The organism is Paenibacillus bovis, assembly GCF_001421015.2.
GTDB classification, from domain to species: domain Bacteria; phylum Bacillota; class Bacilli; order Paenibacillales; family Paenibacillaceae; genus Saccharibacillus; species Saccharibacillus bovis.
On record NZ_CP013023.1, the window covers coordinates 2,126,105 to 2,152,841 of the forward strand.

General features: G+C 46.6%; 32 protein-coding genes. 23 read left to right on the plus strand and 9 right to left on the minus strand.

All coding sequences use genetic code 11. From position 1 onward, the window contains the following. Nucleotides 1–63 precede the first annotated feature (63 nt). Nucleotides 64–1,128 (plus strand): hypothetical protein, encoded by a 1,065-nt coding sequence (locus tag AR543_RS09070; RefSeq protein ID WP_060533707.1) that lies wholly within the window; start codon nt 64–66, stop codon nt 1,126–1,128. Nucleotides 1,129–1,296: 168 nt separating this feature from the next. Beyond that, nucleotides 1,297–1,773, plus strand: a complete 477-nt coding sequence (locus tag AR543_RS09075; protein ID WP_060533709.1) for a DinB family protein — start codon at nt 1,297–1,299, stop codon at nt 1,771–1,773. A gap of 99 nt (nt 1,774–1,872) precedes the next feature. On the opposite strand, the gene AR543_RS09080 is transcribed toward AR543_RS09075, so the two are convergent. Both AR543_RS09080 and AR543_RS09085 read right to left on the minus strand, forming a co-directional pair. Beyond that, complete coding sequence (locus tag AR543_RS09080; RefSeq protein WP_060533711.1) at nt 1,873–2,427, minus strand: hypothetical protein; 555 nt, start codon at nt 2,425–2,427, stop codon at nt 1,873–1,875. 121 nt (nt 2,428–2,548) lie between these two features. After that, nucleotides 2,549–3,835 (minus strand): CYP152 family fatty-acid peroxygenase CypC, encoded by a 1,287-nt coding sequence (locus AR543_RS09085; protein WP_060533713.1) that lies wholly within the window; start codon nt 3,833–3,835, stop codon nt 2,549–2,551. Nucleotides 3,836–4,060: 225 nt separating this feature from the next. Between AR543_RS09085 and AR543_RS09095 the strand changes: the two genes are divergently transcribed. The 11 genes from AR543_RS09095 to AR543_RS09135 all read left to right on the plus strand — a co-directional run bounded on the left by AR543_RS09095 (nt 4,061) and on the right by AR543_RS09135 (nt 10,082). Continuing rightward, nucleotides 4,061–4,537 (plus strand): GNAT family N-acetyltransferase, encoded by a 477-nt coding sequence (locus tag AR543_RS09095; protein ID WP_060533714.1) that lies wholly within the window; start codon nt 4,061–4,063, stop codon nt 4,535–4,537. Nucleotides 4,538–4,761: 224 nt separating this feature from the next. Then, the gene (locus AR543_RS24875) at nt 4,762–4,887 is read left to right on the plus strand and encodes a hypothetical protein (protein WP_257790511.1); all 126 of its coding nucleotides are present in this window, start codon (nt 4,762–4,764) and stop codon (nt 4,885–4,887) included. A gap of 180 nt (nt 4,888–5,067) precedes the next feature. After that, nucleotides 5,068–5,727, plus strand: coding sequence for a DUF2238 domain-containing protein (locus tag AR543_RS09100; protein ID WP_060533716.1), 660 nt, complete (start codon nt 5,068–5,070; stop codon nt 5,725–5,727). Nucleotides 5,728–5,904: 177 nt separating this feature from the next. Next, a complete protein-coding gene (gene msrA / locus AR543_RS09105; protein ID WP_060536710.1) occupies nt 5,905–6,432 on the plus strand; it encodes a peptide-methionine (S)-S-oxide reductase MsrA in 528 nt (175 codons plus the stop codon). 107 nt (nt 6,433–6,539) lie between these two features. After that, nucleotides 6,540–7,016 carry a DUF4269 domain-containing protein gene (locus AR543_RS09110; RefSeq protein WP_335582710.1) on the plus strand — a complete coding sequence of 159 codons (477 nt, stop codon included), beginning with the start codon at nt 6,540–6,542 and terminating at the stop codon, nt 7,014–7,016. Next, on the plus strand, nt 7,013–7,141 hold the full coding sequence (locus AR543_RS24955; protein ID WP_335582711.1) for a DUF4269 domain-containing protein: 129 nt from the start codon (nt 7,013–7,015) through the stop codon (nt 7,139–7,141). Before AR543_RS09110 ends, AR543_RS24955 begins: the two co-directional genes overlap by 4 nt. Before the next feature lie 104 nt (nt 7,142–7,245). Continuing rightward, nucleotides 7,246–7,980, plus strand: a complete 735-nt coding sequence (locus AR543_RS09115; RefSeq protein WP_060533718.1) for a Bax inhibitor-1/YccA family protein — start codon at nt 7,246–7,248, stop codon at nt 7,978–7,980. Between the two features lie 300 nt (nt 7,981–8,280). Further along, nucleotides 8,281–8,568 carry an antibiotic biosynthesis monooxygenase family protein gene (locus tag AR543_RS09120; RefSeq protein ID WP_060533721.1) on the plus strand — a complete coding sequence of 96 codons (288 nt, stop codon included), beginning with the start codon at nt 8,281–8,283 and terminating at the stop codon, nt 8,566–8,568. Nucleotides 8,569–8,616: 48 nt separating this feature from the next. Beyond that, the gene (locus AR543_RS09125; RefSeq protein WP_060533723.1) at nt 8,617–9,072 is read left to right on the plus strand and encodes a GNAT family N-acetyltransferase; all 456 of its coding nucleotides are present in this window, start codon (nt 8,617–8,619) and stop codon (nt 9,070–9,072) included. A gap of 123 nt (nt 9,073–9,195) precedes the next feature. Continuing rightward, a complete protein-coding gene (locus AR543_RS09130; RefSeq protein ID WP_060533725.1) occupies nt 9,196–9,417 on the plus strand; it encodes a tautomerase family protein in 222 nt (73 codons plus the stop codon). A 26-nt stretch (nt 9,418–9,443) separates the two neighbouring features. Then, nucleotides 9,444–10,082: a LysE family translocator gene (locus tag AR543_RS09135; protein ID WP_060533727.1), complete on the plus strand. Its 639-nt coding sequence runs from the start codon at nt 9,444–9,446 to the stop codon at nt 10,080–10,082. A 102-nt stretch (nt 10,083–10,184) separates the two neighbouring features. Here AR543_RS09135 and AR543_RS09140 read toward each other — a convergent pair whose 3' ends face one another. The 5 genes from AR543_RS09140 to mnmL all read right to left on the minus strand — a co-directional run bounded on the left by AR543_RS09140 (nt 10,185) and on the right by mnmL (nt 14,359). Beyond that, complete coding sequence (locus tag AR543_RS09140; protein ID WP_082472177.1) at nt 10,185–11,120, minus strand: alpha/beta hydrolase; 936 nt, start codon at nt 11,118–11,120, stop codon at nt 10,185–10,187. A 115-nt stretch (nt 11,121–11,235) separates the two neighbouring features. Next, on the minus strand, nt 11,236–12,204 hold the full coding sequence (locus tag AR543_RS09145; RefSeq protein WP_060533729.1) for a type I phosphomannose isomerase catalytic subunit: 969 nt from the start codon (nt 12,202–12,204) through the stop codon (nt 11,236–11,238). Between the two features lie 103 nt (nt 12,205–12,307). Continuing rightward, on the minus strand, nt 12,308–12,697 hold the full coding sequence (locus AR543_RS09150) for a VOC family protein (protein WP_060533731.1): 390 nt from the start codon (nt 12,695–12,697) through the stop codon (nt 12,308–12,310). A 108-nt stretch (nt 12,698–12,805) separates the two neighbouring features. Next, on the minus strand, nt 12,806–13,402 hold the full coding sequence (mnmM, locus tag AR543_RS09155) for a tRNA 5-(aminomethyl)-2-thiouridylate-methyltransferase MnmM (RefSeq protein ID WP_060533732.1): 597 nt from the start codon (nt 13,400–13,402) through the stop codon (nt 12,806–12,808). After that, the gene (gene mnmL / locus AR543_RS09160; RefSeq protein WP_060533735.1) at nt 13,403–14,359 is read right to left on the minus strand and encodes a tRNA modification radical SAM protein MnmL/YtqA; all 957 of its coding nucleotides are present in this window, start codon (nt 14,357–14,359) and stop codon (nt 13,403–13,405) included. 530 nt (nt 14,360–14,889) lie between these two features. On the opposite strand from mnmL, the gene trmB reads away from it, so the two are divergent. Further along, entirely contained in the window at nt 14,890–15,597 is a 708-nt protein-coding gene (gene trmB, locus AR543_RS09165) for a tRNA (guanosine(46)-N7)-methyltransferase TrmB (protein WP_017811390.1), read from the plus strand. A gap of 50 nt (nt 15,598–15,647) precedes the next feature. On the opposite strand, the gene AR543_RS09170 is transcribed toward trmB, so the two are convergent. Then, the gene (locus tag AR543_RS09170) at nt 15,648–16,781 is read right to left on the minus strand and encodes an MGDG synthase family glycosyltransferase (protein ID WP_418304213.1); all 1,134 of its coding nucleotides are present in this window, start codon (nt 16,779–16,781) and stop codon (nt 15,648–15,650) included. A 118-nt stretch (nt 16,782–16,899) separates the two neighbouring features. Next, a complete protein-coding gene (locus AR543_RS09175; protein WP_060533738.1) occupies nt 16,900–17,427 on the minus strand; it encodes a phosphatase PAP2 family protein in 528 nt (175 codons plus the stop codon). Nucleotides 17,428–18,036: 609 nt separating this feature from the next. On the opposite strand from AR543_RS09175, the gene AR543_RS09180 reads away from it, so the two are divergent. From AR543_RS09180 to AR543_RS09220, 9 genes are all read left to right on the plus strand, one after another. Continuing rightward, nucleotides 18,037–19,281 (plus strand): glycosyltransferase family 2 protein, encoded by a 1,245-nt coding sequence (locus AR543_RS09180; RefSeq protein WP_060536712.1) that lies wholly within the window; start codon nt 18,037–18,039, stop codon nt 19,279–19,281. 302 nt (nt 19,282–19,583) lie between these two features. After that, a complete protein-coding gene (gene infC / locus AR543_RS09185) occupies nt 19,584–20,081 on the plus strand; it encodes a translation initiation factor IF-3 (protein ID WP_046212968.1) in 498 nt (165 codons plus the stop codon). A gap of 13 nt (nt 20,082–20,094) precedes the next feature. Beyond that, nucleotides 20,095–20,295, plus strand: a complete 201-nt coding sequence (gene rpmI, locus AR543_RS09190; protein WP_046212967.1) for a 50S ribosomal protein L35 — start codon at nt 20,095–20,097, stop codon at nt 20,293–20,295. A 26-nt stretch (nt 20,296–20,321) separates the two neighbouring features. After that, entirely contained in the window at nt 20,322–20,681 is a 360-nt protein-coding gene (gene rplT, locus AR543_RS09195; protein ID WP_017811384.1) for a 50S ribosomal protein L20, read from the plus strand. Nucleotides 20,682–20,828: 147 nt separating this feature from the next. Continuing rightward, a complete protein-coding gene (locus AR543_RS09200; RefSeq protein WP_060533740.1) occupies nt 20,829–21,323 on the plus strand; it encodes a hypothetical protein in 495 nt (164 codons plus the stop codon). 639 nt (nt 21,324–21,962) lie between these two features. Beyond that, a complete protein-coding gene (locus AR543_RS09205) occupies nt 21,963–22,997 on the plus strand; it encodes a BMP family lipoprotein (RefSeq protein WP_060533742.1) in 1,035 nt (344 codons plus the stop codon). Between the two features lie 135 nt (nt 22,998–23,132). Beyond that, nucleotides 23,133–24,671, plus strand: coding sequence for an ABC transporter ATP-binding protein (locus AR543_RS09210; protein WP_060533744.1), 1,539 nt, complete (start codon nt 23,133–23,135; stop codon nt 24,669–24,671). Continuing rightward, a complete protein-coding gene (locus AR543_RS09215; RefSeq protein WP_060533747.1) occupies nt 24,664–25,743 on the plus strand; it encodes an ABC transporter permease in 1,080 nt (359 codons plus the stop codon). Before AR543_RS09210 ends, AR543_RS09215 begins: the two co-directional genes overlap by 8 nt. Next, nucleotides 25,744–26,706, plus strand: coding sequence for an ABC transporter permease (locus AR543_RS09220; RefSeq protein WP_060533750.1), 963 nt, complete (start codon nt 25,744–25,746; stop codon nt 26,704–26,706). The last annotated feature ends 31 nt before the right edge of the window (nt 26,707–26,737 follow it).

The following is a 26,737-nucleotide window of genomic DNA, read 5'->3' on the forward strand; positions in this document are numbered from 1 at the left end:
GTGATTGCAGTTATATTCTTCAGAAATGTAATTGATCCCTTATTCAGAAAGGAAGTATCCGCGATGCTGACGATTACCCGGCAATTGATCATGGAGATGGAACAGAATACGCGCAGGGAATCGGTATGGTATGAGACCATGCTACATATGATTATCAAGTACGGCAATATCGAGGATGCCCATGCGCTGTATCAGTGCTTTATTGCGCATCCCAAAGATTGGGATTATATCATGCTGCTGGAGGGTGTATGCAAGCTGGGTGATCGGGAGCTGGGGCTGGCATTGTATCAATGGGCTTTTACAGAAGGGCGGCTGCGTGATGAACTTTCGGAAGATATACTGACTGCCTGTGGTTATCTCGGTGTACAGGAGGCAGTGAGCAGCCTGCTTCATTATGCGCTCGACAGTAAGAGCTGGGATTTGCAAAATGGAGCCTGTCTTGGATTACTGCAGCTGCAGCTTGATGATAAAGAAGCAGCTATACTGCGAAAAGCAATCGAATCGACAATGGGACAGTCTCTATTTAATGAGTTTTTGCCTGCCCTGTCCAGCCAGGTGGCAGATGCAACGTTGATTCCGAAGTTATATCACTGGGGAGAACAGCAAGCTTCTATCGACTGTAATGCAGGATTGGTACTGGGTATTGCCTTATATGGTCCAGCGTATCACGAATGGGTACGCCGGATATTATGGAGCCCTTACTGGGAAGCTCATGATACAGGTACCGGAACCTGTGTGTGGATGTATAGAGCGATGAATCATGTGGGATTGACGTTTGCAGATCTGATCGATGATGTACGGCACACGCTGACGGATACGGAAGATCGGCAGCGGATGGAGTATCAGCTGGATGTACTGCACCAGATGGTATGCGAGAAGCTGCGATATCGGGGGTTATCCCTGTCTGTGCTGCAGCCTAATCAGGAGACGGTAGAAGAGATTTATCATGCTCTTTATCACTGGAGTACCCCTGACTATGATGATTCGATCATTGGGCTGATTATCAAGCGGCTTGGCATGGATTATCGCGAACTACAGAATTTTTATAATCTTCGGACACGTCTGGAGATGCGAATAGCTCATGATATGGAGACTGCCTATTTATGGTCACAATATAAGCAGGCATAATTAGGATCAGCTGATATTGAACTATAGCTCCCCTGGTTTAGATGTCCGTTTCTGTAAAAAAGCTGTCCCTGCGTATAGCGGACAGCTTTTTGTTATGTGCTATAATTTGGTAAAGTTGTATTCAGAACATTCACAGTCTTCATAAATCCCAAGCGAGGAGTGCTGTACATGAATTCACTCAGCCACAGACTACAGGAACTGGTTATCTACTTTCAGGGTAAATTGAATGATATTCCACCCGATCAATTCAGTGCCAAGCCGCATGTTGGCCAGTGGTCACAAAAGGAAATACTGGGACATCTTTGTGACTCGGCTTCGCATAATTATATCCGGTTTGTCAGTATCGCATTGTCGGAAGAACCCGTCCGATTAATGGATTATGATCAGGATCGCTGGGTAGAGCTGAATGATTATCAGAACAGTTATGACCAGCAGGATATCATTCTGCTCTGGATGACGCGCAATCTGCAGATTGCTACACTGCTGAACCAGATTCCTGCTGAAGATTATGAGAAGACATGTATTACCCGCAGCGGACAGGAGATGACACTGCAGTGGCTGGCAATGGATTATATCGCTCATACAATCCATCATTTTCGGCAGATGCTGGGAAGTGAACATCTGCAGGAGATTTTGCCGGAATAAAAAAAAGATATCCCGCGTACTGCTACGCAGGATATCTGTTAGGAACGCTCAAGATGTGGAGCCCGATATAGAATAAATCGTATCATCCCGACACTGGATTCACGCCTCAGGCTTTTCTTCTGGGCTGCGTTTTTCGCCGGCTACCCGCCAGCGCGAAGCGTATTTTTCCAGACGGGGGTGCAGCTGCCGCGGCCGCTCTGTCAGTACGAGACTGATTTTGACGATCCATTCTTCAAAGGTGGAGAACGAAGCGAACAGATTGGCCATAGCCGGTGTCATCAGGAGAAAGTAGGGAGACGCATAATGATCGGTCAGCGTACGCAGGGCGGCTTCGATCGGTGTATACTTTTTGCGCTTGCCTTCCCAGTTCTCGATAATGATATCCTTGCGCCCGATATCGCGCTTCCATTCATGCAGCCGGTCTTCACGCTTGTAAAAAGGAGAAACAGGTGCTTTGGACATACGTTTGACCGTCTGCTCATGTAGTGGATACAGGACGAGCCGGTCAAAATGCATCTGCTCGGCAATTGTTGCTGCCTGTTCCAGTTGTTCATCTGTTGTGTTCTCGAACGAATCGTAATAGATCAGCGTACCTCTGAACTTGTCGACAGGTGGTTCGTATCCATAAGGGACTTGTTGGGTATTGTGCGGCATCCTGAGTTCCTCCTGTACATATAGGTTATGCATAATATTACCCTATTTACAGGGAAGTATGTGGACATTGTATCAGTATGCATTTATCTGGAAATACTACTCGGTTTATCCCTATAGCAGGTTATTGGCCGGTAGCGGAAGGCTGAACCTGCACATGACTCATAATAAACCGACTCTCCGGAATAGCGGGCATCCGGGACAGATCAATCGTCAGATCCTGCTCGGGAACGTCGTAGGTGATACGGGTAGTCAGAAACTCCAGACTGACACGCATCACATCAATCGTCAGCCATTCGCCGGCGCAGCGATGATTGCGGTAATGATCGCCGCCACCCTGAGGGATCAGGTCAAATGGACTGCCGCTCCAGTGCTCAAACCGCTCCGGCCGGAACGTATCTGGCTGCTGCCACAGATCTTCATCATGGGTTGTGCCATACACATCCAGCAGAACCATCGTACCTTCTTCAAAGGAATAGTCGTTCCATGTAAAGTCCTTGCGTACCTGGGCACCGAGGATCGGGGTAAATGGATAAAAACGGCGTACTTCCTGCACGAACCATTGGCTGTAAGTATGATCATCGGTCTGCAAAGACTGCACCAGCTTGTGCCGTGCGTCGGGGTAATGATGCAGGGCGACCGCACTGAATACTACATAACGACCAATGGCTACTATCGGACGAATAATATTGATCAGCTCTACAGCCGCTGTCTGGGTATCCAGCAGATTCCCCTCGGTATCGCGGTGCCAGGACATCGCATGGGCTGCGGTCTGCTCCGGAGCTTCCAGCTTGCCTTCACGAATCTGCTCAATCAGATGTCCAATCCACTGTTCGGTACGACGGCGAGCCTGTCTGCCGCGGCGATGACGCATACCGACCGCTCCAAACGACTCCACCATATCTCCCAGATCATCGGCGACCTGCTTGACATCGCTTTCCTGCAAAGGAACCCCGGCCCACTGGCAGGCAGCGCGGCACATCACCTGCTGGGCTTCATCAAACAATACCAGCTGATCGGTACTTTGCCATTTGAGGGCAGCGGCTTCCCACTGCTGCTGGACCAGTCCGGCGATTTCATTGAGCCGTTCGGGTGACATCAGGGACATGAACAGCTTTTTACGATGCATATGTGCCTGACCATCGAGTGTCTGTACTCCTTTTTCGCCGAATAATGATTTCTGGATACGCTTGGGAATCGCACCGCCGCGCTGGAACAGTTCTTCATTATAAAACAATTCAGCCCCTTCCTTGCCGCCGATACAGATCGCTTTTTGCCCCAGCATACGAGTCTGGAAAATATTCGACTGAAATTCCTGGCGGCGTTTCATGGCAAATTCGTATCCTTCTGAAAGCAGGCCGATTCCGCCCTCCAGAGTATGATCGCGAGGAATAGAGTTGTCATTAGTCATAACAGGCTGTCTCCTTTGTACAGATATTTGGAATCCAATGTTCAAAAACCAGTGAAATATAAAACAAGCAGTCATTCTGTTCCTGAATTCGTAAAGCTATCCTCACATTATTACCTCTGATCTGCTTGTCTCTAATCATGAATAGAAAGAAAATCCAGTACCAACCATTGTCCAAAGCAATCATTCGATGTATCTTGCATTCATACCGATTCCGAGGAGGAGAACATGATCACATTTGTAAGCACATCACCGGAGCTGCTGGAAGTGGAACTGTCGATCATCAATTCCAATCCATTTTACAATCGTATTATCAAAGGCAGGGAAAAGCTGACCGCCGAGGAAATCCAGCAGGAAGTCGAGGAGACGATACAGCTTGGAGCAGAGCGCTATGTAATCTGCAGCGATGATCAGCCGATAGGCATCGTAGAATATCTTTCGTTAAATCCGAACGATGGTTATCCATGGCTGGGATTATTTATGATTGATAAAGCCTATCAAGGCCGGGGATATGGCAATCAGGCATTTCAGGCGTTCGAACAGCGGCTGATTCGTCAGAAGATTCAGGCTTTTCGTCTGGCGGTAAATATCGAAAATGAACCTGCCCATATATTCTGGAAACGGCAGAATTTGCAGTATGTAAAGCATTCGATTACACACAATAATATGGAAGTTATTATATATGAGAAAAAGTTTGATTCATAATAAACAAGCTGCATTTTGAGTGGAACAGGTAGCATATGCATACATCGGAAATCCCTTGCTGTATCAACGATTATAGCCTGCCAATTACTATGTTTACACACAGTTAACAGAACGATAATTGTCTTAACATATTTTTACAAAAATAGTGATTGACACATAGAAGGCACCCCCGTAAAATGTGCTTAAACCGTTAAGGTTTGATTTCATTTACGGGAGGGACTCTCATGCTGCAAACCATTCAAAAAGTACTGGAATGGCTGTTCGTCAGCCGAAGCGGAATCTATCAGTTCGGTGACGTGTATTGTGAAGACAGCGGTTTTGTCGTCTACATCCCAAGAGAAGAAGATTGATAGCTACAGACATATAATGAATGCCAAATCAGCTGCAGATCCGTAGGCCATGCCTGGATATGCGGCTTTTGTTTGTGCACTTTTGTTTGCTCTATAGTATGGTACAATGGCACCACCGACAGATGTTACCTACATAACCGATCCTTTTTATCCTATTATGTCAAAGGAGAAGTTCCGGCAATGAACAGATTACGTACAGGAAAAAGGCAAAGGCAAGCGCAAAAATTGCACATCGTGCTGCTGGCTGTCACTACAGCCGTGTTGATCTGGTCAGCGATCAAGCCCCATGACTGGTTCACATGGATATTGGAAGTGTTCCCGGCACTGATTGGCGGGGCGATTCTGATAGTGACTTACCGGCGATTCCAGCTGACCGGTCTTGTCTACAGTCTGATTGCATTGCATATGGTCATTCTGATGATTGGCGGACATTACACCTATGCAGAGATGCCGCTATTTAACTGGCTGCGAGATACCCTGCATCTGGAGCGCAATTATTATGATCGACTGGGACATTTTATACAGGGATTTGTTCCAGCGATGATCGTTAGGGAGATGCTGCTGCGCACATCGCCGCTTCGGCCCGGCAAATGGCTGGTGACGATTGTGATCTCGATCTGTATGGCAATCAGTGCAGCTTATGAATTGATCGAGTTTGCAGTAGCAGGGATTACCGGCACGGCTGCCGAAGCTTTTCTCGGGACACAGGGCGATGTATGGGATACCCAGTGGGATATGACATTCGCGCTGCTTGGCGCTGTCGCTGCCCTGCTGCTGTTCAGCCGTTATCACAATGCCGAACTGCGCCGTCTGGAACATTCCCGGACATTCTCAAAATGAGACAGGCAATTTCGCGGCAACACGTTATAATAGGGAAGATGACAGGGAACTGATTGCTGTACATTGTTCATGCCGTTGCGTCTGTACCCAAAGGCTCAAGCAGACGTTCGCTTCCCAAAATGGTATGATGTAGAGACACCTATTTTACAGCTGAAAGGATAAATCGATATGGCAGAATTGCAAAAAGCAACATTCGCTGGCGGATGCTTCTGGTGCATGGTGACTCCATTTGAGGAATTGCCCGGTATTCATGGTATCGTATCCGGTTACACCGGCGGACATGTAAAGAACCCAACGTATGAACAGGTCAAGACCGGCAATACCGGTCATTATGAAGTAGTGGAAATTACATTTGATCCAGAGCTTTTCCCGTATGAACGTCTGCTGGAATTGTACTGGCCGCAGATTGATCCAACAGATGACGGCGGACAATTTCATGATCGCGGCACCCAATACCGCACAGCTATTTTCTATCATAATGACGAGCAGCAAGAGCTGGCGCAAAAGACAAAGGCGGAAGTGGGAGCAAGCGGACGGTTTGGCGACAAGCCCGTTGTCACCGAGATTCTGCCTGCCGATGTGTTTTATCCGGCTGAAGAATACCATCAGGATTATCACAAAAAGAACACCAAGCACTACAAGGAAGACCGCGAAAAATCCGGTCGGGATGAATTTATCAATGAGCACTGGGATAATCAGGGTTAACGCATAGTTTATCGTCAAATAGCGGTATAAGGATCATTCTGTATATTCCACTGGGAATAGGGATAGATGCCTGATACCGTTATTTGCATAGGACAGGAGGTGTCACTTTGCACATTCCCAAGTCGATCGCTCTTATAGCGAGTACATTGATACAGCCCGGCTATCTGGCAGAGGGCAATGCAAGGCAGCGCTCCGCGTATCAGGTGCTGCAGCAGCTGGATCTGTTATCTACCCTGTCTGCCTATAATCCGGTATTGGCGGGAACAATTCCACTTGATATTGATATCAGCAGCAGCGATCTGGATATTCTGTGTGAAGTATATGATCCCGATCGCTTTGAAGCCCTACTGATCCGTTATTATAGTCATATGACGGATTGGACACTAAGCCGCCGCGAAGCAGATGGACTTATCCGTACAGTTGCACGCTGGAGCTATAAAGGATGGGAAATTGAAGTGTTTGCCCAGCCTCGTCCTGTTACTGATCAGAACGGATTCCGTCATATGATCGTAGAGCAGCGATTACTCGATGGTCTCGGGGAGAGGGACGCCGGCAGATTCGGCTGCGCAAACAGCAGGGGATGAAGACCGAACCGGCATTTGCTCATTATTTGTCACTGGCGGGAGATCCTTACGAGGCATTGCTGGATATGTATGACTGGAACGATCAACAGCTGCTGCAATTGATCGCCGAACAAAGCCTGAAATAGAAGCCCGGAATAGCGTAATCGGTTCATTATTCAATTTTCAGGAAGAAATACCGTTAATAATAAAGTATGCATTTTATTCTTAATTGAGGAAAAGAGATGATTTCATGGCTTTGAGAAATCCTGTGTTTAATAACAGGGCATTTTCGGAAGAAAGGGATTATGATCAAAGGGAGTCTATGACAATTGCCGGTGCAGCAGGCAAAGCATTGGTACTGACAGTGCTGCTTATCCTATCCGCTGCGTACACATGGTACTTATTTAACAAGGGTGAAGACATCCGTACTTACATGATCGTCGGCATGATTGGCAGTCTGGTGATCGCACTGCCTACTACATTTTTCCCGAAAATCGCTCCGGTTACAGCGCCGCTGTATGTGATTGTGAACGGGCTGGCGCTGGGCGGTCTGTCGGCAATGGTCGAGACGGTCTATCCTGGTATTGCGCTGAATGCTGTTCTGATTACAGTAGGCATTCTGTTCTTTATGCTGCTGCTGTATGCAACACGTATTGTACGCGTAACTCCCGGACTGGCTATGGGGATTATGCTCTGTACGCTGGCGATTGCTTTTGTGTACCTGATTAATTTTGTATTGAGTTTTTTCGGTATGAGTGTGCCTTATATTCATGATACCGGCTGGATCGGTATCGGGATTAGCATCTTTGTTGTGATCGTGGCAACTGCCAATCTGCTGCTCGATTTCCGGACGATCGAAGAGTCGGCTCAGGCAGGTATGCCGAAATACATGGAATGGTATGGCGCATTCGGTCTGATGGTAACCGTGATCTGGATGTACGTAGAGATTCTGAGACTGCTCAGCAAACTCGCCAGCCGGGATTGATCGATAATTTGTCGATACCAAAGGGTAAAAAATAGCACAATAAAAGTCTGTATGACTGGTCAGATTCTCTTTTGAATTGAGAGATGAATGGTCAGACGTACAGGCTTTTTGGTGTGACAACAGGTGGCAGGGATGCATGTAAATAACGATATGGACAAGAATCGGGGATTGACGATGTTCTTTTTATTCGTCAATATATGATACAAGCATCACCACCTCGCTGCTTGTATTTGTTGCAGCAACAGCCGTGGGGTAGTTCATTGTAGGGTTACAAAATATGGTTACGGAGGAGGAAACATTATGATTCTGGAAGTTGCCGTGCTGAATGTCAAAGCTGGACATACCGATGCATTCGAAGACCATTTTCGCGAAGCCAGCCGCATTATTGCCGGAATGAAAGGGTATGTGTCCCATGAACTGCAGCGCTGTCTGGAAATCGACAATCAATACATACTGCTCGTTCGCTGGGAGACACTGGAAGACCATACCGAGGGATTCCGCGGCTCGGAATCTTATCAGGAATGGAAAAAGCTGCTGCATCGTTATTATGATCCGTTTCCGGTTGTGCATCATTATGAATTGGCTTGAAAAGGGCAATGATTCTGGTTGGAACACTTTAACCAAGGGGGCATACATATGATTACCATTTTACCAGTACAAGCCAGTGATAAGGATTTGCACCAGTTGATCAAGGAGCTGGATGCTTACCTGATGGAATGTTATCCGGCAGAGTCTATTTACGGATTGGATCTGGATGACCCGGCTTCTTTTATGATCGCTTATGATAAGGAAGGGTTGCCTGTAGGCTGTGGAGCTATTCGTGCACTGGATAAACATCATACCGAGCTAAAGCGGTTTTACGTTCGCTCCTCGCATCGCCGGCAGGGGATAGCCAGCAGGCTGCTGCAAGCATTGGAAGAACAGGCACGAGAGGCGGGATTTCAAATCATTCGCCTGGAGACAGGAGCTGCCCAGCCGGAAGCAATCGCTTTTTATCAGCGGTACGGATATGAGCAGATAGAACGATTTGGCATATATGTGGATGATGAGAGCAGCCTTTGCTATGAGAAAAAGCTGCTGCACCCAATGTGAGATGTTATTAACTATGATGTAGACAGTTATTACAGGCAATACCGAGAAAAATATGGGTTTTGGGAAGTATACGTGGTATCCTATTTCATTATCAAATGACTATTCTGGAGAGGGTGAAAAGCAATGCCATTTATTACTGTCAAAGTGCTGGAAGGCAAAACGGTTGAGCAAAAGCGTGAATTGGTACAGAAAATGTCGGAGTTGGTCTCGGATGTATTTGAGGTAGAGAAAGAAAAAATCTTTATCTTTTTTGAGGATCTGGCACCGCATAATTATGGCAAGCATGGAGAGCTGCTGCCTTATTTGAATACATCGTCCGTAGAGGAGTCTGGCGAACAGGCATAAGTACAAGGTTATAGGGGGATATAGAGATGTGGGGAATCGAACATTACTGGTTGTTTGTCTTATCGAGTATTTTGCTGAATATCACACCCGGCAGTGATACCATTTATATTTTGAGCCGCAGTATGTTTCAGGGCAAGCAGGCGGGATTGATGTCTGTCTATGGTATTATCAGCGGCTCACTGGTACATACGCTGCTGGCAGGACTGGGATTATCACTGATCCTGATGCAGTCGGCACTTGCTTTTAATCTGGTCAAATGGATCGGAGCCGGCTATCTGATCTGGATGGGTATTCGCGCTCTGATGGCGCGGCAGCAGGAAGGAACAGCACTCCAGCGTGTAGAGCAGCGTCCACTGCGCAAAATCTATCTGCAGGGTATGCTGACCAATGTGCTGAATCCAAAGGTAGCATTGTTTTATCTGGCTTTTATCCCGCAGTTTGTCAGTCCTGCACAGCATATGGGGCCAGTTCCGTTTCTTCTGCTTGGTTTGACATTTAGCGCGACTGGATTATTGTGGTGCATGCTGCTGGTCCTATTTTCCAGTAAAATGTCCAGCCGACTGCAATCCAGCCGGGCATCCCGTTATCTGAACAAAATCACCGGTGGCATTTTTGTACTGCTGGGGTTGAACCTGCTGCGCACCTCGCGGCATGTATCATCCTGAGCGTCCGCTATTCTGTCGGATACCGAGCTCCTATACGTAACGTATAACGAATAATCATGCACAAAAAATAGCCAGCAGACCGGTATAGAGGCGGTCTGCTGGCTATTTGGCTGTTGGACAGTGGCGACCAAGCCAGTCCAGGATATCTGCAGTCACTTCGTCGCGGTTGGTATCATTGAGTGTCTCATGCCGTGCATCCGGATACAGCTTCATTTCCACATCGCTCAATTGCAGACGCTGATACTGTTCATATAATTTGCGTACCCCTTTGCCGTAGCCGCCTACAGGATCGCGGTCGCCGCTGAACAGATAGACAGGTTTATCCTTGGGAATTCGCTGCATATGGGCTGGCTGATGAATCTCGATAAGCAGCTGGAAAAAATGGACATAAAAACGCACACTGGCAAGCTGGGCGCAGTAAGGATCATTAATAAACAGCGCGACTTCCTCCGGATCACGGGACAGCCAGTCAAAACGGGTTGCCCGTGGACGAGGCAGCCCGCGGTTGAATGGACCGAATACAAGTGCATTCAGCAGCATGCTGCGATGCAGTGGTCCACGCAGACGCCGCTGCAGCAGTGCCAGACGCTCACCCACCTGCAGGAGTCCGCGAGGGCCGTTAGTACCGGACAAGATAAATCCATCGTATAAATCCGGATGATCGTACATCAGCTTCTGTACGATAAATGAACCCATGCTGTGTCCGAGAATATATAGCGGCAGTGCAGCATACTGCTCATGGATCCAGCCGGACAGCATGGCCAGATCTTCCTCCATCCAGTAGAATCCATCTTCACCAGGATCGCCGATATCTTCAGGAGTGGCGGCTGTCAGCCCATGGCCCCGGTGGTCATTGGCATAGACGGCATAACCCTGGGCAGTGAGAGATTGAGCCAGCCGGTGATAGCGCCGCGCAGTCTCGGCCATGCCATGCGATATTTGTATAACAGCATGTACAGGCTGCTGATCGGGCAGCCATTCGTAGATATGCACCTGAATGCCTTCTCCATCTGTCATGCGAAAAGTACGTTCCTGCATGATTATGCAACTCCTTTCCATTCATAAATATAACCTGTACCAGTGTGAAGATCACACCGATACAGGTCTGTTATTTAAAAAGTATATATAAGCCTATGAAATCCAATACAACCGATTAAGGCAGGTAAGAGCGGATCACTGTGCAGCTGCCGTTCAGCGTATACTCGCCCAGATTGGCAGGAAGCAGGAAGCATTGTCCGCCTTTGAGCGGTACACTTCCATCATTCCAGCTAATGGAACCTTCGCCACTGGCAACCACGAGGATCGTAAAGCTCTCTGGCAGGGTAGACAGGTTCCATGAACCGTCGACGATCCCTTTTTCTACAATAAAGTAAGGAGAGGTAGCCAGCGTCAGCCATTGTCCTGCAGACAAATCATCTGTTTTCATTGTTGTAGCGCCAGCACCCTGGTAAGCAATAACATTCAGCGAATCTTCGATATGCAGCTCACGCGGTTTGCCATCCAGTCCCGGACGATCATAATCGTACAGACGATACGTCGTATCAGAATTCTGCTGAATCTCGGCTACCAGTACACCGGCACACAGCGCATGCACCGTACCTGCCGGGATATAAAAGGTATCTCCGGCTTCGACAGGGACTTCCTGCAGATCATCCATGATCTGGTTATTGCGAATCGCTTCAGCCAGGGATTCACGGGTTACGCCTTCTTTGAGGCCGTAGATGATTTTGGCGCCCGGTTTGGCATCCAGTACATACCACATCTCTGTTTTGCCCAGCTCGCCTTGAGGCAGGCCTTCATAATCATCAGTCGGATGCACCTGTACCGACAAATCGTCGTTGCAGTCCAGCAGCTTGATCAGCAGAGGGAAGCGTCCATTGGTCTCGGATACACCACGTGTACCGAACCAGTCACGGCCCAGCGTCTCGCGCAGCTGATCCAGACTTTGGCCGTCCAGCTCGCCACCAATCACCGATGTTGTACCGTTCGGATGATCCGCGATCATCCAGCCTTCGCCAATCGCTCCCTCCGGAATATCCCAGCCGAACTGTTCCAGTGCTCTACCGCCCCATACACGTTCTTTGAATTCCGGTTGAAATTGCAGTGGGTATGGCTTCGTCATTAATCTCTCTCCTCCACATGGTCATATATTTAATGTTCACCCCGTATGTATCGTTGTCCTATCCATAGACAATAGTAGATGTAAGGCCGGGGCTGTATCCATCTTAACGTGCAGACTGGAAAAATTCCAGACGCTCTCCATCAGGCCCGTTGAAAAAGAAATAACGGCTGCCATTGGGAAGGGTCGTAATTGCCTGATCCAGATTGGACAGCTGAAGTCCCTGGATTCGCGCATACTCTTCTTCGATATTATCAACAGTAAAGGCAATATGATGCACACGGCCTTCCTCGGTCAATGTACCGGTATATCCCTGTACCAGCTCCACTTCCGTATCGGTATGACCGGGAAAAGCGAGAAATGCCAGCCGGATCGCATCATCCACATGACCGTTTGTTTCCAGATGCTGAAGCCCGATCACCTGCTCGTAAAAAGCGATTGATCGTTCGATAGAAGTCACCATAATGCCTACATGTTCCAATTTGCGTACTGCCATAATGTTTCATCTCCTCAAGTGGATTTGGAAGGGGGAACAGGATCGGTTCCTGATTCTCCTAATGAACCCGTTCTGTTCAAACGTTATACAGCCTGCTCACAGGATACATTATACCTGCTTTTTTTCAATAGCAATCAGATACGGTGCATCACTGCGCTGCAGCTGACGATAGACAATACATTGAGCCGCAGAAGTAGGCAGGGAAGAAGCCCAATCCTGCACAGCATCAGCTTCCTCGGCGCCACCAGGATGCCCCGGATACAACACAATCGTCAATATGCCTTTGACAGCCAGCAGTTCCAGCGAAGCCGTCAGTGCAGGCAGCGTCGATTCTGGACGTGTAATTACCGATGTGTCTCCTGCTGGAAGATAACCCAGATTGAACATGACAGCCTGCAGACGTCCATGCAGCTCTACCGGGATATGCTCCGCCATCCGGTCATGACTATCCAGTACCAACTCGGTCCGAGCAAGTCTGTCCGGATGCTCGTACCGTGCAAGCCTCTCCTGCGTACGATCCAGTGCCTGCTGCTGAATATCAAAGCTGTACACCTGGCCACCTGCGCCGGCGGTCAGGGCCAGCATAAGAGTATCGGCGCCGGTGCCAGCTGTGGCGTCAACAGCTATGGCCGGAACGCCTGCTGTATTGCCCAGGCGTTCGGCCACCAGTTTGTGGGCAAAGCTAAGAACCGAGAGAAATCCCATTTAATATCCCCTCCAATACTTGCCTTGCCAGGTGTCGCGCTGTTTGAGCTCCCGATCGATCGAATTGAGAACTTCCCATTTGTTAAGACTCCACATCGGTCCGATGAGCAGATCGCGCGGAGCATCGCCGGTCAATCGGTGAACGATCATATCCGGCGGCAGGAATTCCAGAGTATCAACGATCAGCTTAATATATTCATCCTGGTCCAGAAATCGTAACAGTCCTGCTTCATATTGCTTGACCATCGGGGTTTTGCGCATCAGATGCAGCAGATGAATCTTGATTCCCTGTACATCCATATTGGCAACAGCCCGCCCAGTGTCGAGCATCATCTCGTGGGTTTCCTGCGGCAGTCCATAGATAATATGAGCACATACCCGGATACCGCGTGCCCGTAGTTTGGCAACAGCTTCTTCATAACAGCGGGTATCATGAGCCCGGTTGATCAGGGTAGAGGTCGATTCGTGAATCGTCTGCAGTCCCATTTCTACCCATAGATAAGTTCGTTCATTCAGCTCGGCCAGGTAATCGACCACATCATCCGGCAGACAGTCGGGACGAGTAGCAATCGCGAGACCGACAACGCCTGGCTGCTCCAGAATAACTTCATAATATTCACGCAGCTCTTCTACAGGAGCATAGGTATTAGTGTACGCCTGAAAATAACCGATATACTGCGCATTGGGCCATTTCTGATGCTGGCGGTCGCGAATCGTATTGAACTGGGTGACCAAGTCATCACGGCGTCTGCCGGCAAAATCACCGGAACCCCGTGCACTACAAAAGGTACAACCGCCTTTGGCAATCGTGCCATCACGATTGGGGCAGGTAAAGCCAGCATCCAGCATAACTTTGAACACTTTGGTTCCAAATTGCTCCCGCATCTCGGTATTCCATGTATGGAATCGTTTATCTCCCCAGAGGACCGAAGATTCTGTCTGTTCTATAGTAACCATACTGCAAGCTCCTTCATGGTAGATCCATATTCTGATTATTCCGCCAATCAACAGTCTCTATTGTAACAAAAATAAATCACTGCCGGGTAGAAAACCGTCCTTTTACTATAAGGAATACTACCGGTAATAGCAGTGATTCTGACCATAGCTATTCTGCTCATATTCGCGAATAGGATGCGACAGCTTCCTCCTACAGATTTTGATTGTTAAAAAATAAAAGAACGCGTGTCAGAATGTTTTAAAGTGGTTAATAGTAGGTGCACCTACTTTAATTTTTGATTGCATTGTGGCTACCAGGGAAAATGAATTTGATTTTCCGGCAGAAAATGGGTAGACTATGAATGCTTAAATTTGTTGGACCCCAATTCCAAATATAGAAAGAAGGATTTCCACGTGCTGCTTGCAGGATGAGGAAATCCTTCTTTCCTTTTGTACACTTTTGGCAGATAACTCTTTACATTTCCCGTTTTCTTCGTCAAAATAATTCCGTACGAAATAAAGATGAGAATTATTCAAATCGGAGGACAAAGATGCGTTTAAGAGGTAGAAAAGGGATTCGCGAGGATCTGGAGCAGCAGCAGGATCTGGTCGTATTGAACCCTGAAGCTTATAAAGGAAAATGGCGTGAGCGTTTTAACAATGATTATCCGATCCATGTGGAATTCGGAATGGGTAAAGGACGCTTTGTCAGCCAGATGAGTGTAAAAAATCAGCAAGTCAATTATATCGGCTTTGATATGTATGATGAACTGGTACGACGCGCGGCAGAGAAGACACGTATTGCATGGAACGAAGCAGAACTGGGCGATCCAACCAGTATTCAGCTGGCACTGGCCAATATCGAGAATATCGAGGATATTTTCACACCGGGCGAGATTGAACGGGTCTATCTGAACTTCAGTGATCCATGGCCTAAAAAAAAGCACGGACGTCGTCGTCTGACGCATCCACGCTTTTTGGAGAAATATTGTCGTCTGCTGAATTCACGCGGACAAATTCATTTCAAGACCGATTCGGAGACATTGTTCGAGTTCTCGATTAACTCCTTTGCCGATTATGGTCTGCAGATGACCAATATCAGTCTGAATCTGCACCGTGATGGAATTAACGAAGAGCATGTCATGACAGAATATGAAGCCAAATTTATGGGTAAAGGAATGCGTATCCATCGCTGCGAAGTAATCGTAGGGCAGGATGCACTGAACGAATACCAGCAGATGCGTCTCGATAAATATTGATCTATCCTTTATTTAAATAAGAATAAACACAATAAGGTCTTAACCTGCATTCAGGTTAAGACCTTATTGTGTTCCACCATATCCATGATACTGCGTGCACATTCAGTAGGATTGTAGCGGTCGATCTGCTCTAGCTTGAGCTGGCGCTGCATAACGACAGCATCGTAATCATTGATCAGCAGTTCCATCCACTGGGTAACCACATGAATCGAAGTAATCGGTTCACCCCAGCCCTGTTCTGTAAAGTAGCGCGAATTTTGTTCTTCCTGTCCAGGCAGCGGATTGTAAAATAACATGGGGATCGCTTTGGCCAATCCTTCCGTACATGTCATCCCGCCTGGTTTGGTGACGAGCAGATCGGAGACTTCCATCAATTTATCAATCTCTTTGGTATAACGAACGAGATGGATATTTTCATGGTTAAAGTTCAGATCCTGCTGTGCCCGCTGGTAAGCTTTATCGTTGCTGCCGAAGCAGAAAATAAATTGTACTTTGTCGGCGAAGCTGGTCAGATAGGCATTGACGGCATCGTCGCTCATCATTCCCCAGCCACCGCTCATAATCATGACAGTAGGCATATCCTTGAGGCCGAACCGCATCCGGATCTCCGCCTTGCTGGGATGTTCCCAGAAATTCGGATGAACAGGAATGCCGGTAACCTTGATTTTGGAGAACGGTATTCCACGCATCATCAGTTTGGAGCGTACTCCGTCTGTAGAGACCAGATAGCGGTCCACTTCGGGAATAATCCATGTTCCGTGTGCGTCATAGTCTGTAATTACCATGCATAGCGGAATCGGCATCCCCAGGCGTTTCAGCCGGGAAATAACCGCACCCGGAATCGGATGCGTACATACGATAATATCTGGCCGCAGCTGCCGGATCACATTCTGGGTATGCGTATAAAATATACGATGAAGCGCCAGCGTAGCCAGACGATTAATCGATTTTTTGTATTGGCTGCGATACATCATGCGTACAAGCTTCGGCTGCGAGACAACCGTTTTTTTATAAGCGGTGATAATGAGCGGCGCTACTTTGGGATTGAGGAAACTGCCGAGCTCTAGTACTCTGGTTTGTATATTCGGTGAGATTTTACGCAAGCTGCTGGACAGCGCGTAAGCAGCTTGTGTATGTCCTGAACCAAAACCTTCCGACAAGAGCAGCACTCTGTATTTTGACACGTTCATTTCACCTTTTCTGCAAGGTATTCTCAATTAATAAATAAGGTCGTACAGGCAGCAATTCTGCCTGTCTGTAATATAACTGTAACAATGTTACCATACTGTTACAATAACTGCTTTAAGGCCACAATGCAACTGTACCAAAAGCAACTGCTGATCCAATCAATGCTCCTACAAGCACATCCGATGGATAGTGAAGTCCCAGATACATGCGGGATACCGCTACGATCAATGCCAGTGGCAGCAAAAACGGGATCGTATGCACATCCATAAGCATAAAGGGAACCGTTACGGAGAAGACAGCCGTCGTATGTCCCGATGGAAAAGAATGATCCGTCAGCGGGTTGCGGAAGGTAATCGTCTCCGGTATAGCCAGATACGGACGGATACGCGGATATAATTTTTTGGCGATAGCTACAGGAATATGACTGACAGCAAGTGCGACAGCAGCATGCAGGCCAGCCTGGTCCCATGGCGCAGGTGCCAGCAGCCAGATAGCCAGTGTAGCGATAATCGTAAAAGTGGCTCCGCCCAGATTCGTCAGATAATAAAAGAAAATGTTGAGAAACCGGTTATGAAGCCTGGTGTTAAACCATCTGAAAATATACTGCTCCATGGTTTGTAAACGAATAAGGAACTGACGCATGAGAGACCCCCGTATATATTGCCTTTATAGGCTTAGATTAATCATATTTTTATTCTTTAACCATTTCAAGCATTATAACGTTAACCCAGCGTTAAATCACATATAATCTGCCTTTATTATTCTTACCCTCTAATTCGCTGGCTCATTCATACGGGATAGAGACGTATCACGAAGCCACATATAGCTCATGATTCAACCGAAAATAATCGGTTTATAGAATGTCAGGCAACTTGTTGCCTGGTTCCATTTTCCAAATTCCATTATAAAATTAAGGCTAAAGACATGAAAAGCGAGCAAAACCAAGATATTATACCATAAAACGCTAATAGACCTCGCCTTGGAACCTTTTCGTAGCGTTTGTCGTCCTAATTATAGAGTTTTTCGCAGCACACCGCATTTGGTACCTTTGACAAATGGACAAAAAGTGTGCAAAATCTTTATGTCTGCATGCAAAAGTTTCATGAGGCTTACATCAATTATCTGGAATTATGAAATTTGAGTCATTTACAAAAAGATATTCAAAAAATGAAATGTTAGACAAAAAAGAAAACAGTCGCTAGGGTTTGAAGGGGTTTCATATGAAGGGGGTCACATATTCTCATGGGTAATATCTTGGATACAACATTTATAGTGCTGCAGATTTTGTTGGCACTGATCGCGGTTTACCAGTTCGGATTTTCCCTGTTCGGGATTATCAAACGCAAAAAAAGACCGGAGCATGCTCCGCAAAAATCTTTTGCGATTCTGGTAGCAGCGCATAACGAGGAAAAAGTTATTGGCGCATTGATGGAGAATCTGAAAGAAATGGATTATCCGGAAGAACTGTACGATGTATTCGTTATCTGTGATAACTGTACAGACGGTACAGCCGATATCGTAAGAAGTCACGGTATGAATGCTTGTGTGCGTACGAACCCTAACCAACGTGGTAAAGGGTATGCAATCGAGTGGATGCTGAATGAATTGTGGAGCATGCCTCGCCAGTACGACGGCATTGTTATGTTCGACGCGGATAATCTGGCAGCTTCGAACTTCCTGAAAGAAATGAACAATGACATGTGTGAAGGCGCACGCGTTATCCAGGGTTATATCGATACCAAGAACCCGGAAGATTCCTGGATCACTGCAGCTTATGGTGTATCGTACTGGTACATCAACCGTCTGTGGCAGCTGTCCCGTCATAATCTGAATATGGCGAACTTCCTTGGTGGTACGGGTATGTGTTTTGAAAATGAACTGCTCAAAGAAATCGGCTGGGGCGCAACCAGTCTGGTCGAAGATCTGGAGTTCACTATGCGTTGTGCCGAAAAAGGCATCTATCCAAAATTCAGCTACGATGCCAAAGTATTTGATGAGAAGCCGCTGACATTCAAAGCTTCTTCCCGTCAACGTCTGCGCTGGATGCAAGGTCACTTTACCGTGGCACGTCGTTATTTCTTCCCGCTGCTATGGAAAAGTATCAAGGAATTCAACATCATCAAGTTTGACCTTGCGCTGTACAGCGTTAACGTCTACATCGTGTTGATTACGTTCCTGATGACAGCTGCCGTATGGATCGATACAGCGATTCTGGGCGGACCGCATATTGCTTCGGTATATAATTACATGCCGATGTGGGTAGCTGTTGTAGCTATCTTCGCCAATGTAGTTACTTTTATCCTGGCAATGATTCTGGAAAAGGTAAAATCGTGGAAAGTCTACATGTATCTGCTGCTGTTCCCAATCTACGGATTGTCCTGGTGGCCGATTACGTTCTACGCTTTCTTTACACAAAACAACAAACAGTGGAGTCACACCGAACATACACGTGTGGTACGACTGGAAGAAGTACAGGGTAAACAAAGTTCTCTGTAAGCCGGAGATCATAATAGACAAACAGCCTGCATAATTAATTTGTGCAGGCTGTTGACTTGTGTGAGACCTCATGCTATAATATTCAAGTGTGTTAACGAGAACGTTAATGAAAAGCAGAAGCTCGTCTTCTCACCTGACCGATCTTTTATCGGCTGGTTCATTGATCTGTAATTTATCGACAAGTATTTGTCATGAATGTATACTGATCAAGGGATGCGGGTGATGAGACCTGCATCCCTTTTTATTTTGTAATAGTAGTGTCTATTATATCTTGGAGGTGGAAGGTTATTAGTAAAGAACATATGATCAATGACGAAATCCGGACAAAAGAAGTACGTCTGGTAGGTGCTGACGGTGAACAAATCGGAATTAAGCCGACTCGCGAAGCATTGCAAATGGCGATCGATCTGAATCTGGATCTGGTTAACGTTGCTCCGCAAGCGAAGCCTCCGGTATGTCGGATTATGGACTACGGTAAATTCCGCTACGAGCAGCAGAAGAAAGAAAAAGAAGCGCGTAAAAATCAGAAGATTGTTGAACTGAAAGAAGTGCGCTTCCACGCGAATACGGAGGAACATGATTACCAAACCAAACTCCGTAACGTAAACAAATTCTTGAATAATGGCGACAAGGTGAAATGCTCGGTCCGCTTCCGCGGTCGCGAGATTGCACATGCAAATATTGGACAAAGAGTCTTGGAACGCGTAAGAGATGAAGTTGCAGATATCTGTACTGTAGAGCGCCAGCCCAAACTGGAAGGCCGCAGCATGATTATGATCTTGGCGCCGAAAAATAACTAAGGGGGATATTCAAATGCCTAAAATGAAAACTCATAGCAGTTTAAAAGGACGCTTCAAAGTTACAGGAACTGGTAAAGTGAAACGTCACAAAGCTTTCAAAAACCACCTGCTTTCTCACAAATCCAAACGTCAAAAACGCGTACTGGGAACTAGCCCGCTGATGGCAGCTGGCGACGTAAGACGTTTGAAACAAGGCTTAGCTAATCTTAAATAATTTAATTTTCCGGGAGGGTTATCAATATGGCACGAGTTAAAGGCGGATTCGTCACACGTCGTAAACACAAGAAATATCTGAAACTGGCAAAAGGTTACTTCGGTTCCAAACACCGTATTTTCAAAACAGCAAAAGAACAGGTTAACAAATCCCTGCTTTATGCTTACCGTGACCGTCGTCAAACAAAACGTAACTTCCGCAGACTGTGGATCGTACGTATCAATGCAGCAGCTCGTCTGAACGGACTGTCTTACAACAAAATGATGCACGGCCTGAAACTGGCTGGCGTTAACATCAACCGTAAGATGCTGGCAGACCTGGCAGTTAACGATGTAACTGCGTTCAACTCCCTGGCTACTGTAGCAAAAGAAAAAATCAACGCGTAATTTAGGTTGCGTATTATAAAAGGCTATCTATTTATCTATTCATTGGATAATGGATAGCCTTTTATTATGTGTATAAATAAGAAAGATCAGCTTATTTTCCAGCAGCATAGGTTGAATTGATTATCCAATCGCGAAAGGAATATTCTAATGAAGCGAAAAAGACTTGTACTGTTTTTTAGCTGTATAGTTATTGCAATGCTAATCTTGCTGATAAGTCTGACAAATCATAAAGCAACGATGCCCGAGCCAACTGCGGCTGTTACCACTCAACCGGTTCAACCAGATAGCTATCCGAACAAACAAGAGAATAAGCAAATACATAAAACAATAAGAGAGATTACAGACGAGAGCACTGCCCGTTTCGATGGAGAGTACATGCATACATTTACACTGGATGCTGTAGAGGGAACAGTTTCGCAGATACTTCTTGTTCATATGAGAAATAAGGGCAGGACTTCTTTTACCTATCAATTGTTCGATCCTGCAGGAGATGAATGCAAGAGGGGCACCCTGGCTCCAGGCAAGCAGCAGACGGTTCAATATACATGGATTAACGAGCAGGCTGGAGACTGGACGATGAAGATTTCCAATATAAACGGATCGCCAGGTTCTTATAGCTACTCGGTACAAAACAGGTCATAAAATGAACAGCAAGAAGCTTATGTTGAACAGCGATCCAACCGATATAGTAAAAGGAAATCCCGAATTTATTTTCCTTTATATTTACAGTATTCCAGAGAGTGGGACTCGGTAAAGTATTGTACAAGAAATATGTTGCTGTCGGCAGGTAAATCACGTACACTGTCTGAAGGGCATAAAGCGGACGGGGATTTTGAGGTCTTCAGATGGTGCGGTGCAGCAATAAATATAGCCAGACCATGACTATGTAAAATAGTCTCTTTTATTGAAGAGTGATCTTTCTGATTGAGGAAAAGACAAAGAGATGTTAGATGTCAGGTCTAACGTTGTTATTATCAAATGTATATCTTTTTAGTGCATTAAAACAGTTACGTTGTAAAGTGTGCGGAGGTTATATGACATAGACATAACTTTGATTAGTAAAAATTTACAATATAAACCGCTTACATAGTTTAATGGATAAATTAATTGACCATTTGTTATTAAAATAGTAGATTTTCCTATCACATGATTGTATAATCTGTTCAGTGACTATTAAATCTGCTCCGAAAGCGAACAAAATAATGTTATTTTCAGAAAATGTTCGTGTTTTCATGAGAGAGACAGAAACATAGTTGATACTTTTAAGGGGGAAAAAGATACATGAAGAAGGTCTATTCACTTTCGCTGATTATGGTACTGGCACTGTCCGTTATTCTGGCAGCGTGCGGTAACAAGAGCGACAATGCAAGTGGCGGCAGCACATCTGGAAGCAAAGGTTCCAGCGACGTCAAAGTCGGTATGGTAACTGACGTAGGCGGCGTAAACGATAAATCCTTTAACCAATCTGCTTGGGAAGCTCTTGAAAAAGTACAATCCGCTGGCGGAGCAAATGTGAAATACCTGCAAAGTAAATCCGATCAGGATTATATCCCTAACCTTAACCAGTTCGTTAAAGACGGTTACAGCCTGACTTGGGGAATCGGATTCAACCTGGCAGACGCAATCAAAACCGTTGCAGGTCAAAATCCTGATGCCAAACTGGCAATCATCGATAGTGTAGTAGACGCTCCAAACGTTAAATCTGTAACGTTCTCCGAAAACGAAGGTTCCTTCCTCGTGGGTGTCGTTGCCGGTAAAATGACAAAAACGAATAAAATCGGTTTTGTAGGCGGCGAGAAAAGTCCTCTGATCCAACGCTTCGAAGCTGGTTTCCAAGCTGGTATCAAAGCGGTTAACCCTAAAGCTGAATTTATTGCCAACTATGCCGGTGCATTTGACAAGCCGGATGTAGGTAAAGCAGCTGCAGCAACAATGTACAATGAAGGTGTGGATATTATTTTCCACGCAGCTGGTGCAACAGGCACAGGCGTATTCAATGAAGCAGCATCCCGTAAGAAATCCGGACAGCAAGTATGGGTTATCGGTGTAGATAAAGACCAATCCCTGGAGTTCGGTGATGAAGTAACTTTGACTTCCATGATCAAACGTGTTGATACAGCAGTTGAGAAAGTATCCCAAGAAGTAATCGACGGTACTTTCAAAGGCGGTACAGAAACACTGGGTCTGAAAGATGACGGCGTAGGTATTGCGGAGACTTCCAGCAAAAACGTACCTGCTGACGTACTGAAGCTGGTTGATGAGTACAAAGCTAAAATCGTAGCCGGCGAAGTTAAAGTACCTGATACAGTGAAATAATTGCTTTTGACCATATAGTACAACAGACAAGGCTGGTTAATAACTAGCCTTGTTGTTACGTCTACAGGTAAGTTTATGAATGGCGGAAATGCCGGGTAACATATGAACTATTAATTTGCTTATAAGGGTGATCTAATGGATACAGCAACCCCTGTTGTAGAGTTAAAACAAATAACAAAGCGTTTTCCGGGTATCGTAGCCAATGACTCGATCAGTCTCAAGCTGCAAAAAGGCGAAATTCATGCCCTCCTCGGTGAGAATGGTGCCGGTAAATCGACGCTTATGAATATCGTATTCGGGCTGTATCAGCCGGATGAAGGCAGTATTGAAATTGATGGCAAACCGGTGATCATCGATGGTCCCAACAGAGCGATCGAACTGGGCATTGGTATGGTCCATCAGCACTTTAAGCTTGTTCAGCCATTCACCGTTACGGAGAACATTATTCTGGGTTCCGAACCGAGAAAGGGAGCCCGAATCAATTATAGAAAAGCAACAGAGGAAATCCGCAAGCTGTCCGAGCAGTACGGTCTGCGTGTAGATCCAAATGCCAAGATCCATGATATTTCTGTTGGTATGCAGCAGCGTGTCGAGATTCTCAAAACGCTGTATCGTGGCGCAGATATTCTGATCTTTGACGAGCCGACAGCTGTACTGACACCGCAGGAAATCTCCGAGCTGATGGAGATTATGCAGCGTCTGATCCAGGAAGGCAAGTCCATTATCCTGATTACCCATAAACTCAAAGAGATTATGCAAATCGCCGATACAGTGACCATTATTCGCCGTGGTAAAGTCATCGATACGGTCAAAAAGACAGAGACGACTCCACAGGAACTGGCCGAAAAAATGGTCGGCCGCAACGTCAGCTTCAAAGTAGACAAAAAAGCGGCAGAGCCTGGCGAAGTGGTTATGCAAATGCAGAATATTCTGTCCAAAAACAAAGATGGCATGGCTGTACTGAACAGTCTGAATCTGCAGGTGAGAGCGGGAGAGATTCTCGGTATCGCCGGAGTCGACGGCAACGGACAGACCGAGCTAATCGAAGCACTGACCGGTCTCCGGCATGTAGACGGCGGTAAAGTCACTTTGCACGGCAAGGACATCACCAACCTAACTCCGCGTAAAGTAACCGAATCGGGTGTTGCCCATATTCCGGAAGACCGTCACAAGCATGGTCTGGTTCTGGACTTTTCGGTTAGTGAGAATATGGTGCTGGAAACCTACTATAAAGCACCGTATAACAAAAATGGATTTTTGCAATATGATGAAGTGGATAAAAAAGCAACCCGTCTGGTCGAAGCCTTTGACGTGCGGACACCAAGCATTCATACGATGGCACGCTCACTGTCCGGTGGTAATCAGCAGAAAGCGATTATTGCCCGTGAGATCGATAAAAATCCGGAACTGCTCGTAGCGGCACAGCCGACACGTGGTCTGGATGTCGGTGCCATTGAATTTGTACAGAAACAGCTGATCGCCCAGCGTGACCAGGGCAAAGCGGTTCTGCTGATTTCCTTTGAACTGGATGAAATCATGAATGTATCTGACCGGATTGCGGTTATCTATGAAGGACAAATTGTGGGTGAAGTGCTGCCGGAACAAACCAATGATCAGGAATTGGGCTTAATGATGGCGGGAAGCACCGTAAAGAGAGGTGCAGCGCATGAGTAAATTGATGAAAATATTTACCGGAGATTCCTTTATCTTGTCCATTGTAGCGATTATCATGGGTCTGATCCTCGGCGCACTCGTGATGCTGATCGGCGGTTATGATCCGTTCGAAGCCTACAGTGCACTGATTACCCGTGTATATGGAGACTCCTATAACTTTGGTGAAGCGATTCGTGAGATGACACCGCTTATTATGACAGGTCTGGCTTTTGCTTTTGCAGCACGTACCGGTCTGTTCAATATCGGTGGCGAAGGACAGTTTCTGATCGGCATGACAGCTGCTTCGATCGTGGGTATCCACGTTCATGGACTGCCTGTATACATCCATGCGCCATTAGCTGTTATCGCCGGTGCCGTATTCGGTGGATTGTGGGCAGCGATTGCCGGCTATCTCAAGGCTGCACGAGGCGTAAACGAAGTTATTTCCTGTATTATGCTGAACTGGATCGGTCTGTACCTGTCCAATATGATCATTAATAACTATGCTCTGCTGGACGGCGAGAACCGCTCGGTGGATATTCAGCCAACAGCTTCTATCGCTATCGGCTGGTTGTCCGAGATGATGGGGAATGCTCGTGTTCACTGGGGAACGGTTATTGCACTGCTTGCTGCGGTATTCTTCTATATCTTTATGTGGAAAACCAAGCAGGGCTATGAGCTTCGTGCGGTAGGTTTTAACCAGGATGCTTCCAAGTATGCCGGTATGAACGTTAACCGTAATGTAGTCAAAGCCATGTTTATCAGCGGTGCGTTTGCCGGTCTGGGCGGCGCTTTTACCGTACTGGGCGTATTCGGTTACCAATCGGTTATGGCAAGTTCACCGGGAACCGGATTTGACGGTATCGCGGTTGCATTGATCGGGATGAATAATCCGTTTGGTATCATTCTTGGTTCTATCCTGTTCGGTACGTTGACCTATGGTTCGGCGGGTATGAGCTTCAGTGCGGATGTACCACCTGAAATCGTACGTATCGTTATCGGTGCCATTATATTCTTTATTGCTGCACAGGGTATTGTGCGCTGGGTACTGAAGCCATTCTATGCCAAGCGTAAGAAAGAGAAGGTGTTGTAAATGGACGTATTAACAATTATCGGGCAGCTCATTAATACGACGCTTGTATTTGCTACAGCTCTGATATTCACTTCCCTTGGCGGCATTTTCTCGGAAAAATCCGGTGTGACCAACCTGGGACTGGAAGGTCTGATGGTATTTGGTGCATTTGCAGCCGGTGTCGTAGGTCACTATGCACAGGATGCCGGTATGGATGCATTCTCTGCAGCAACGATGGGTCTGCTGGCAGCTATCGTGCTGGGAACGATTGTATCATTGATTCACGCCCTCGCTTCGATTACGTTCAAAGCGGATCAGGTTATCAGTGGTATCGTTATTAACTTCCTGGCAGCAGGAAGTACGCTGTATATGGTTAAACTGCTGTTCGATGGTGCCGGTGAGACGGAATTGATTGCAGGTTACAGCCGTATTGCTATTCCTTATCTGAGTCAGATTCCACTGCTGGGCGATGCGATCTTCAACGCTTATCCGACTACGTATCTGGCGATTATCCTGGTGTTTGTATCGTTCTATGTATTGTACAAAACGCCATTCGGTCTGCGCCTTCGCTCTGTCGGGGAACATCCGAGTGCGGCCGATACCGTAGGTATCAAAGTCAACCGTATGCGTTATATCGGCGTTATGCTGAGTGGTGCACTGGCGGGAATCGGTGGTGCCACAATTACACTGACAACGACAGGTACTTTCTCGCATAATACGATTTCCGGTCAGGGTTATATCGCGATTGCTGCGATGATCTTTGGTAAATGGAATCCGATTGGTGCGTTTGGTGCGGCAGTGTTCTTCGGTCTGGCACAGGCAGTGCGTAACTATGTTCAGCTGTTTGCCTGGACACAGAGCATTCCGCCTGAAGTGATCTACATGCTGCCATATGTACTGACGATTATTGTTCTGGTTGCTGCCGTGGGCCGCTCCAGTGCACCGTCAGCACTCGGTCAGCCGTACGATCCGAGTAAGCGATAGACAGGCAGCGTTTTTTATAATCTTGCCTGTC

Excerpts from the sequence above, each read along its gene's own strand:
- trmB (WP_017811390.1), top strand. The coding sequence starts at position 14,890 with ATGCGTTTAAGAGGTAGAAAAGGGATTCGCGAGGATCTGGAGCAGCAG.
- AR543_RS09210 (WP_060533744.1), top strand. The coding sequence starts at position 23,133 with ATGGATACAGCAACCCCTGTTGTAGAGTTAAAACAAATAACAAAGCGT.
- AR543_RS09115 (WP_060533718.1), top strand. The coding sequence starts at position 7,246 with ATGGCTTTGAGAAATCCTGTGTTTAATAACAGGGCATTTTCGGAAGAA.
- AR543_RS09150 (WP_060533731.1), bottom strand. The coding sequence starts at position 12,697 with ATGGCAGTACGCAAATTGGAACATGTAGGCATTATGGTGACTTCTATC.
- AR543_RS24875 (WP_257790511.1), top strand. The coding sequence starts at position 4,762 with ATGCTGCAAACCATTCAAAAAGTACTGGAATGGCTGTTCGTCAGCCGA.
- infC (WP_046212968.1), top strand. The coding sequence starts at position 19,584 with ATGATCAATGACGAAATCCGGACAAAAGAAGTACGTCTGGTAGGTGCT.
- AR543_RS09215 (WP_060533747.1), top strand. The coding sequence starts at position 24,664 with ATGAGTAAATTGATGAAAATATTTACCGGAGATTCCTTTATCTTGTCC.
- AR543_RS09070 (WP_060533707.1), top strand. The coding sequence starts at position 64 with ATGCTGACGATTACCCGGCAATTGATCATGGAGATGGAACAGAATACG.
- AR543_RS09080 (WP_060533711.1), bottom strand. The coding sequence starts at position 2,427 with ATGCCGCACAATACCCAACAAGTCCCTTATGGATACGAACCACCTGTC.
- AR543_RS09205 (WP_060533742.1), top strand. The coding sequence starts at position 21,963 with ATGAAGAAGGTCTATTCACTTTCGCTGATTATGGTACTGGCACTGTCC.
- mnmL (WP_060533735.1), bottom strand. The coding sequence starts at position 14,359 with ATGGTTACTATAGAACAGACAGAATCTTCGGTCCTCTGGGGAGATAAA.
- AR543_RS09120 (WP_060533721.1), top strand. The coding sequence starts at position 8,281 with ATGATTCTGGAAGTTGCCGTGCTGAATGTCAAAGCTGGACATACCGAT.
- AR543_RS09200 (WP_060533740.1), top strand. The coding sequence starts at position 20,829 with ATGAAGCGAAAAAGACTTGTACTGTTTTTTAGCTGTATAGTTATTGCA.
- AR543_RS24955 (WP_335582711.1), top strand. The coding sequence starts at position 7,013 with ATGAAGACCGAACCGGCATTTGCTCATTATTTGTCACTGGCGGGAGAT.
- AR543_RS09140 (WP_082472177.1), bottom strand. The coding sequence starts at position 11,120 with ATGCAGGAACGTACTTTTCGCATGACAGATGGAGAAGGCATTCAGGTG.
- AR543_RS09145 (WP_060533729.1), bottom strand. The coding sequence starts at position 12,204 with ATGACGAAGCCATACCCACTGCAATTTCAACCGGAATTCAAAGAACGT.
- AR543_RS09075 (WP_060533709.1), top strand. The coding sequence starts at position 1,297 with ATGAATTCACTCAGCCACAGACTACAGGAACTGGTTATCTACTTTCAG.
- AR543_RS09095 (WP_060533714.1), top strand. The coding sequence starts at position 4,061 with ATGATCACATTTGTAAGCACATCACCGGAGCTGCTGGAAGTGGAACTG.
- AR543_RS09135 (WP_060533727.1), top strand. The coding sequence starts at position 9,444 with ATGTGGGGAATCGAACATTACTGGTTGTTTGTCTTATCGAGTATTTTG.
- AR543_RS09125 (WP_060533723.1), top strand. The coding sequence starts at position 8,617 with ATGATTACCATTTTACCAGTACAAGCCAGTGATAAGGATTTGCACCAG.
- AR543_RS09175 (WP_060533738.1), bottom strand. The coding sequence starts at position 17,427 with ATGCGTCAGTTCCTTATTCGTTTACAAACCATGGAGCAGTATATTTTC.
- AR543_RS09085 (WP_060533713.1), bottom strand. The coding sequence starts at position 3,835 with ATGACTAATGACAACTCTATTCCTCGCGATCATACTCTGGAGGGCGGA.
- rpmI (WP_046212967.1), top strand. The coding sequence starts at position 20,095 with ATGCCTAAAATGAAAACTCATAGCAGTTTAAAAGGACGCTTCAAAGTT.
- mnmM (WP_060533732.1), bottom strand. The coding sequence starts at position 13,402 with ATGGGATTTCTCTCGGTTCTTAGCTTTGCCCACAAACTGGTGGCCGAA.
- rplT (WP_017811384.1), top strand. The coding sequence starts at position 20,322 with ATGGCACGAGTTAAAGGCGGATTCGTCACACGTCGTAAACACAAGAAA.
- AR543_RS09220 (WP_060533750.1), top strand. The coding sequence starts at position 25,744 with ATGGACGTATTAACAATTATCGGGCAGCTCATTAATACGACGCTTGTA.
- AR543_RS09100 (WP_060533716.1), top strand. The coding sequence starts at position 5,068 with ATGAACAGATTACGTACAGGAAAAAGGCAAAGGCAAGCGCAAAAATTG.
- AR543_RS09130 (WP_060533725.1), top strand. The coding sequence starts at position 9,196 with ATGCCATTTATTACTGTCAAAGTGCTGGAAGGCAAAACGGTTGAGCAA.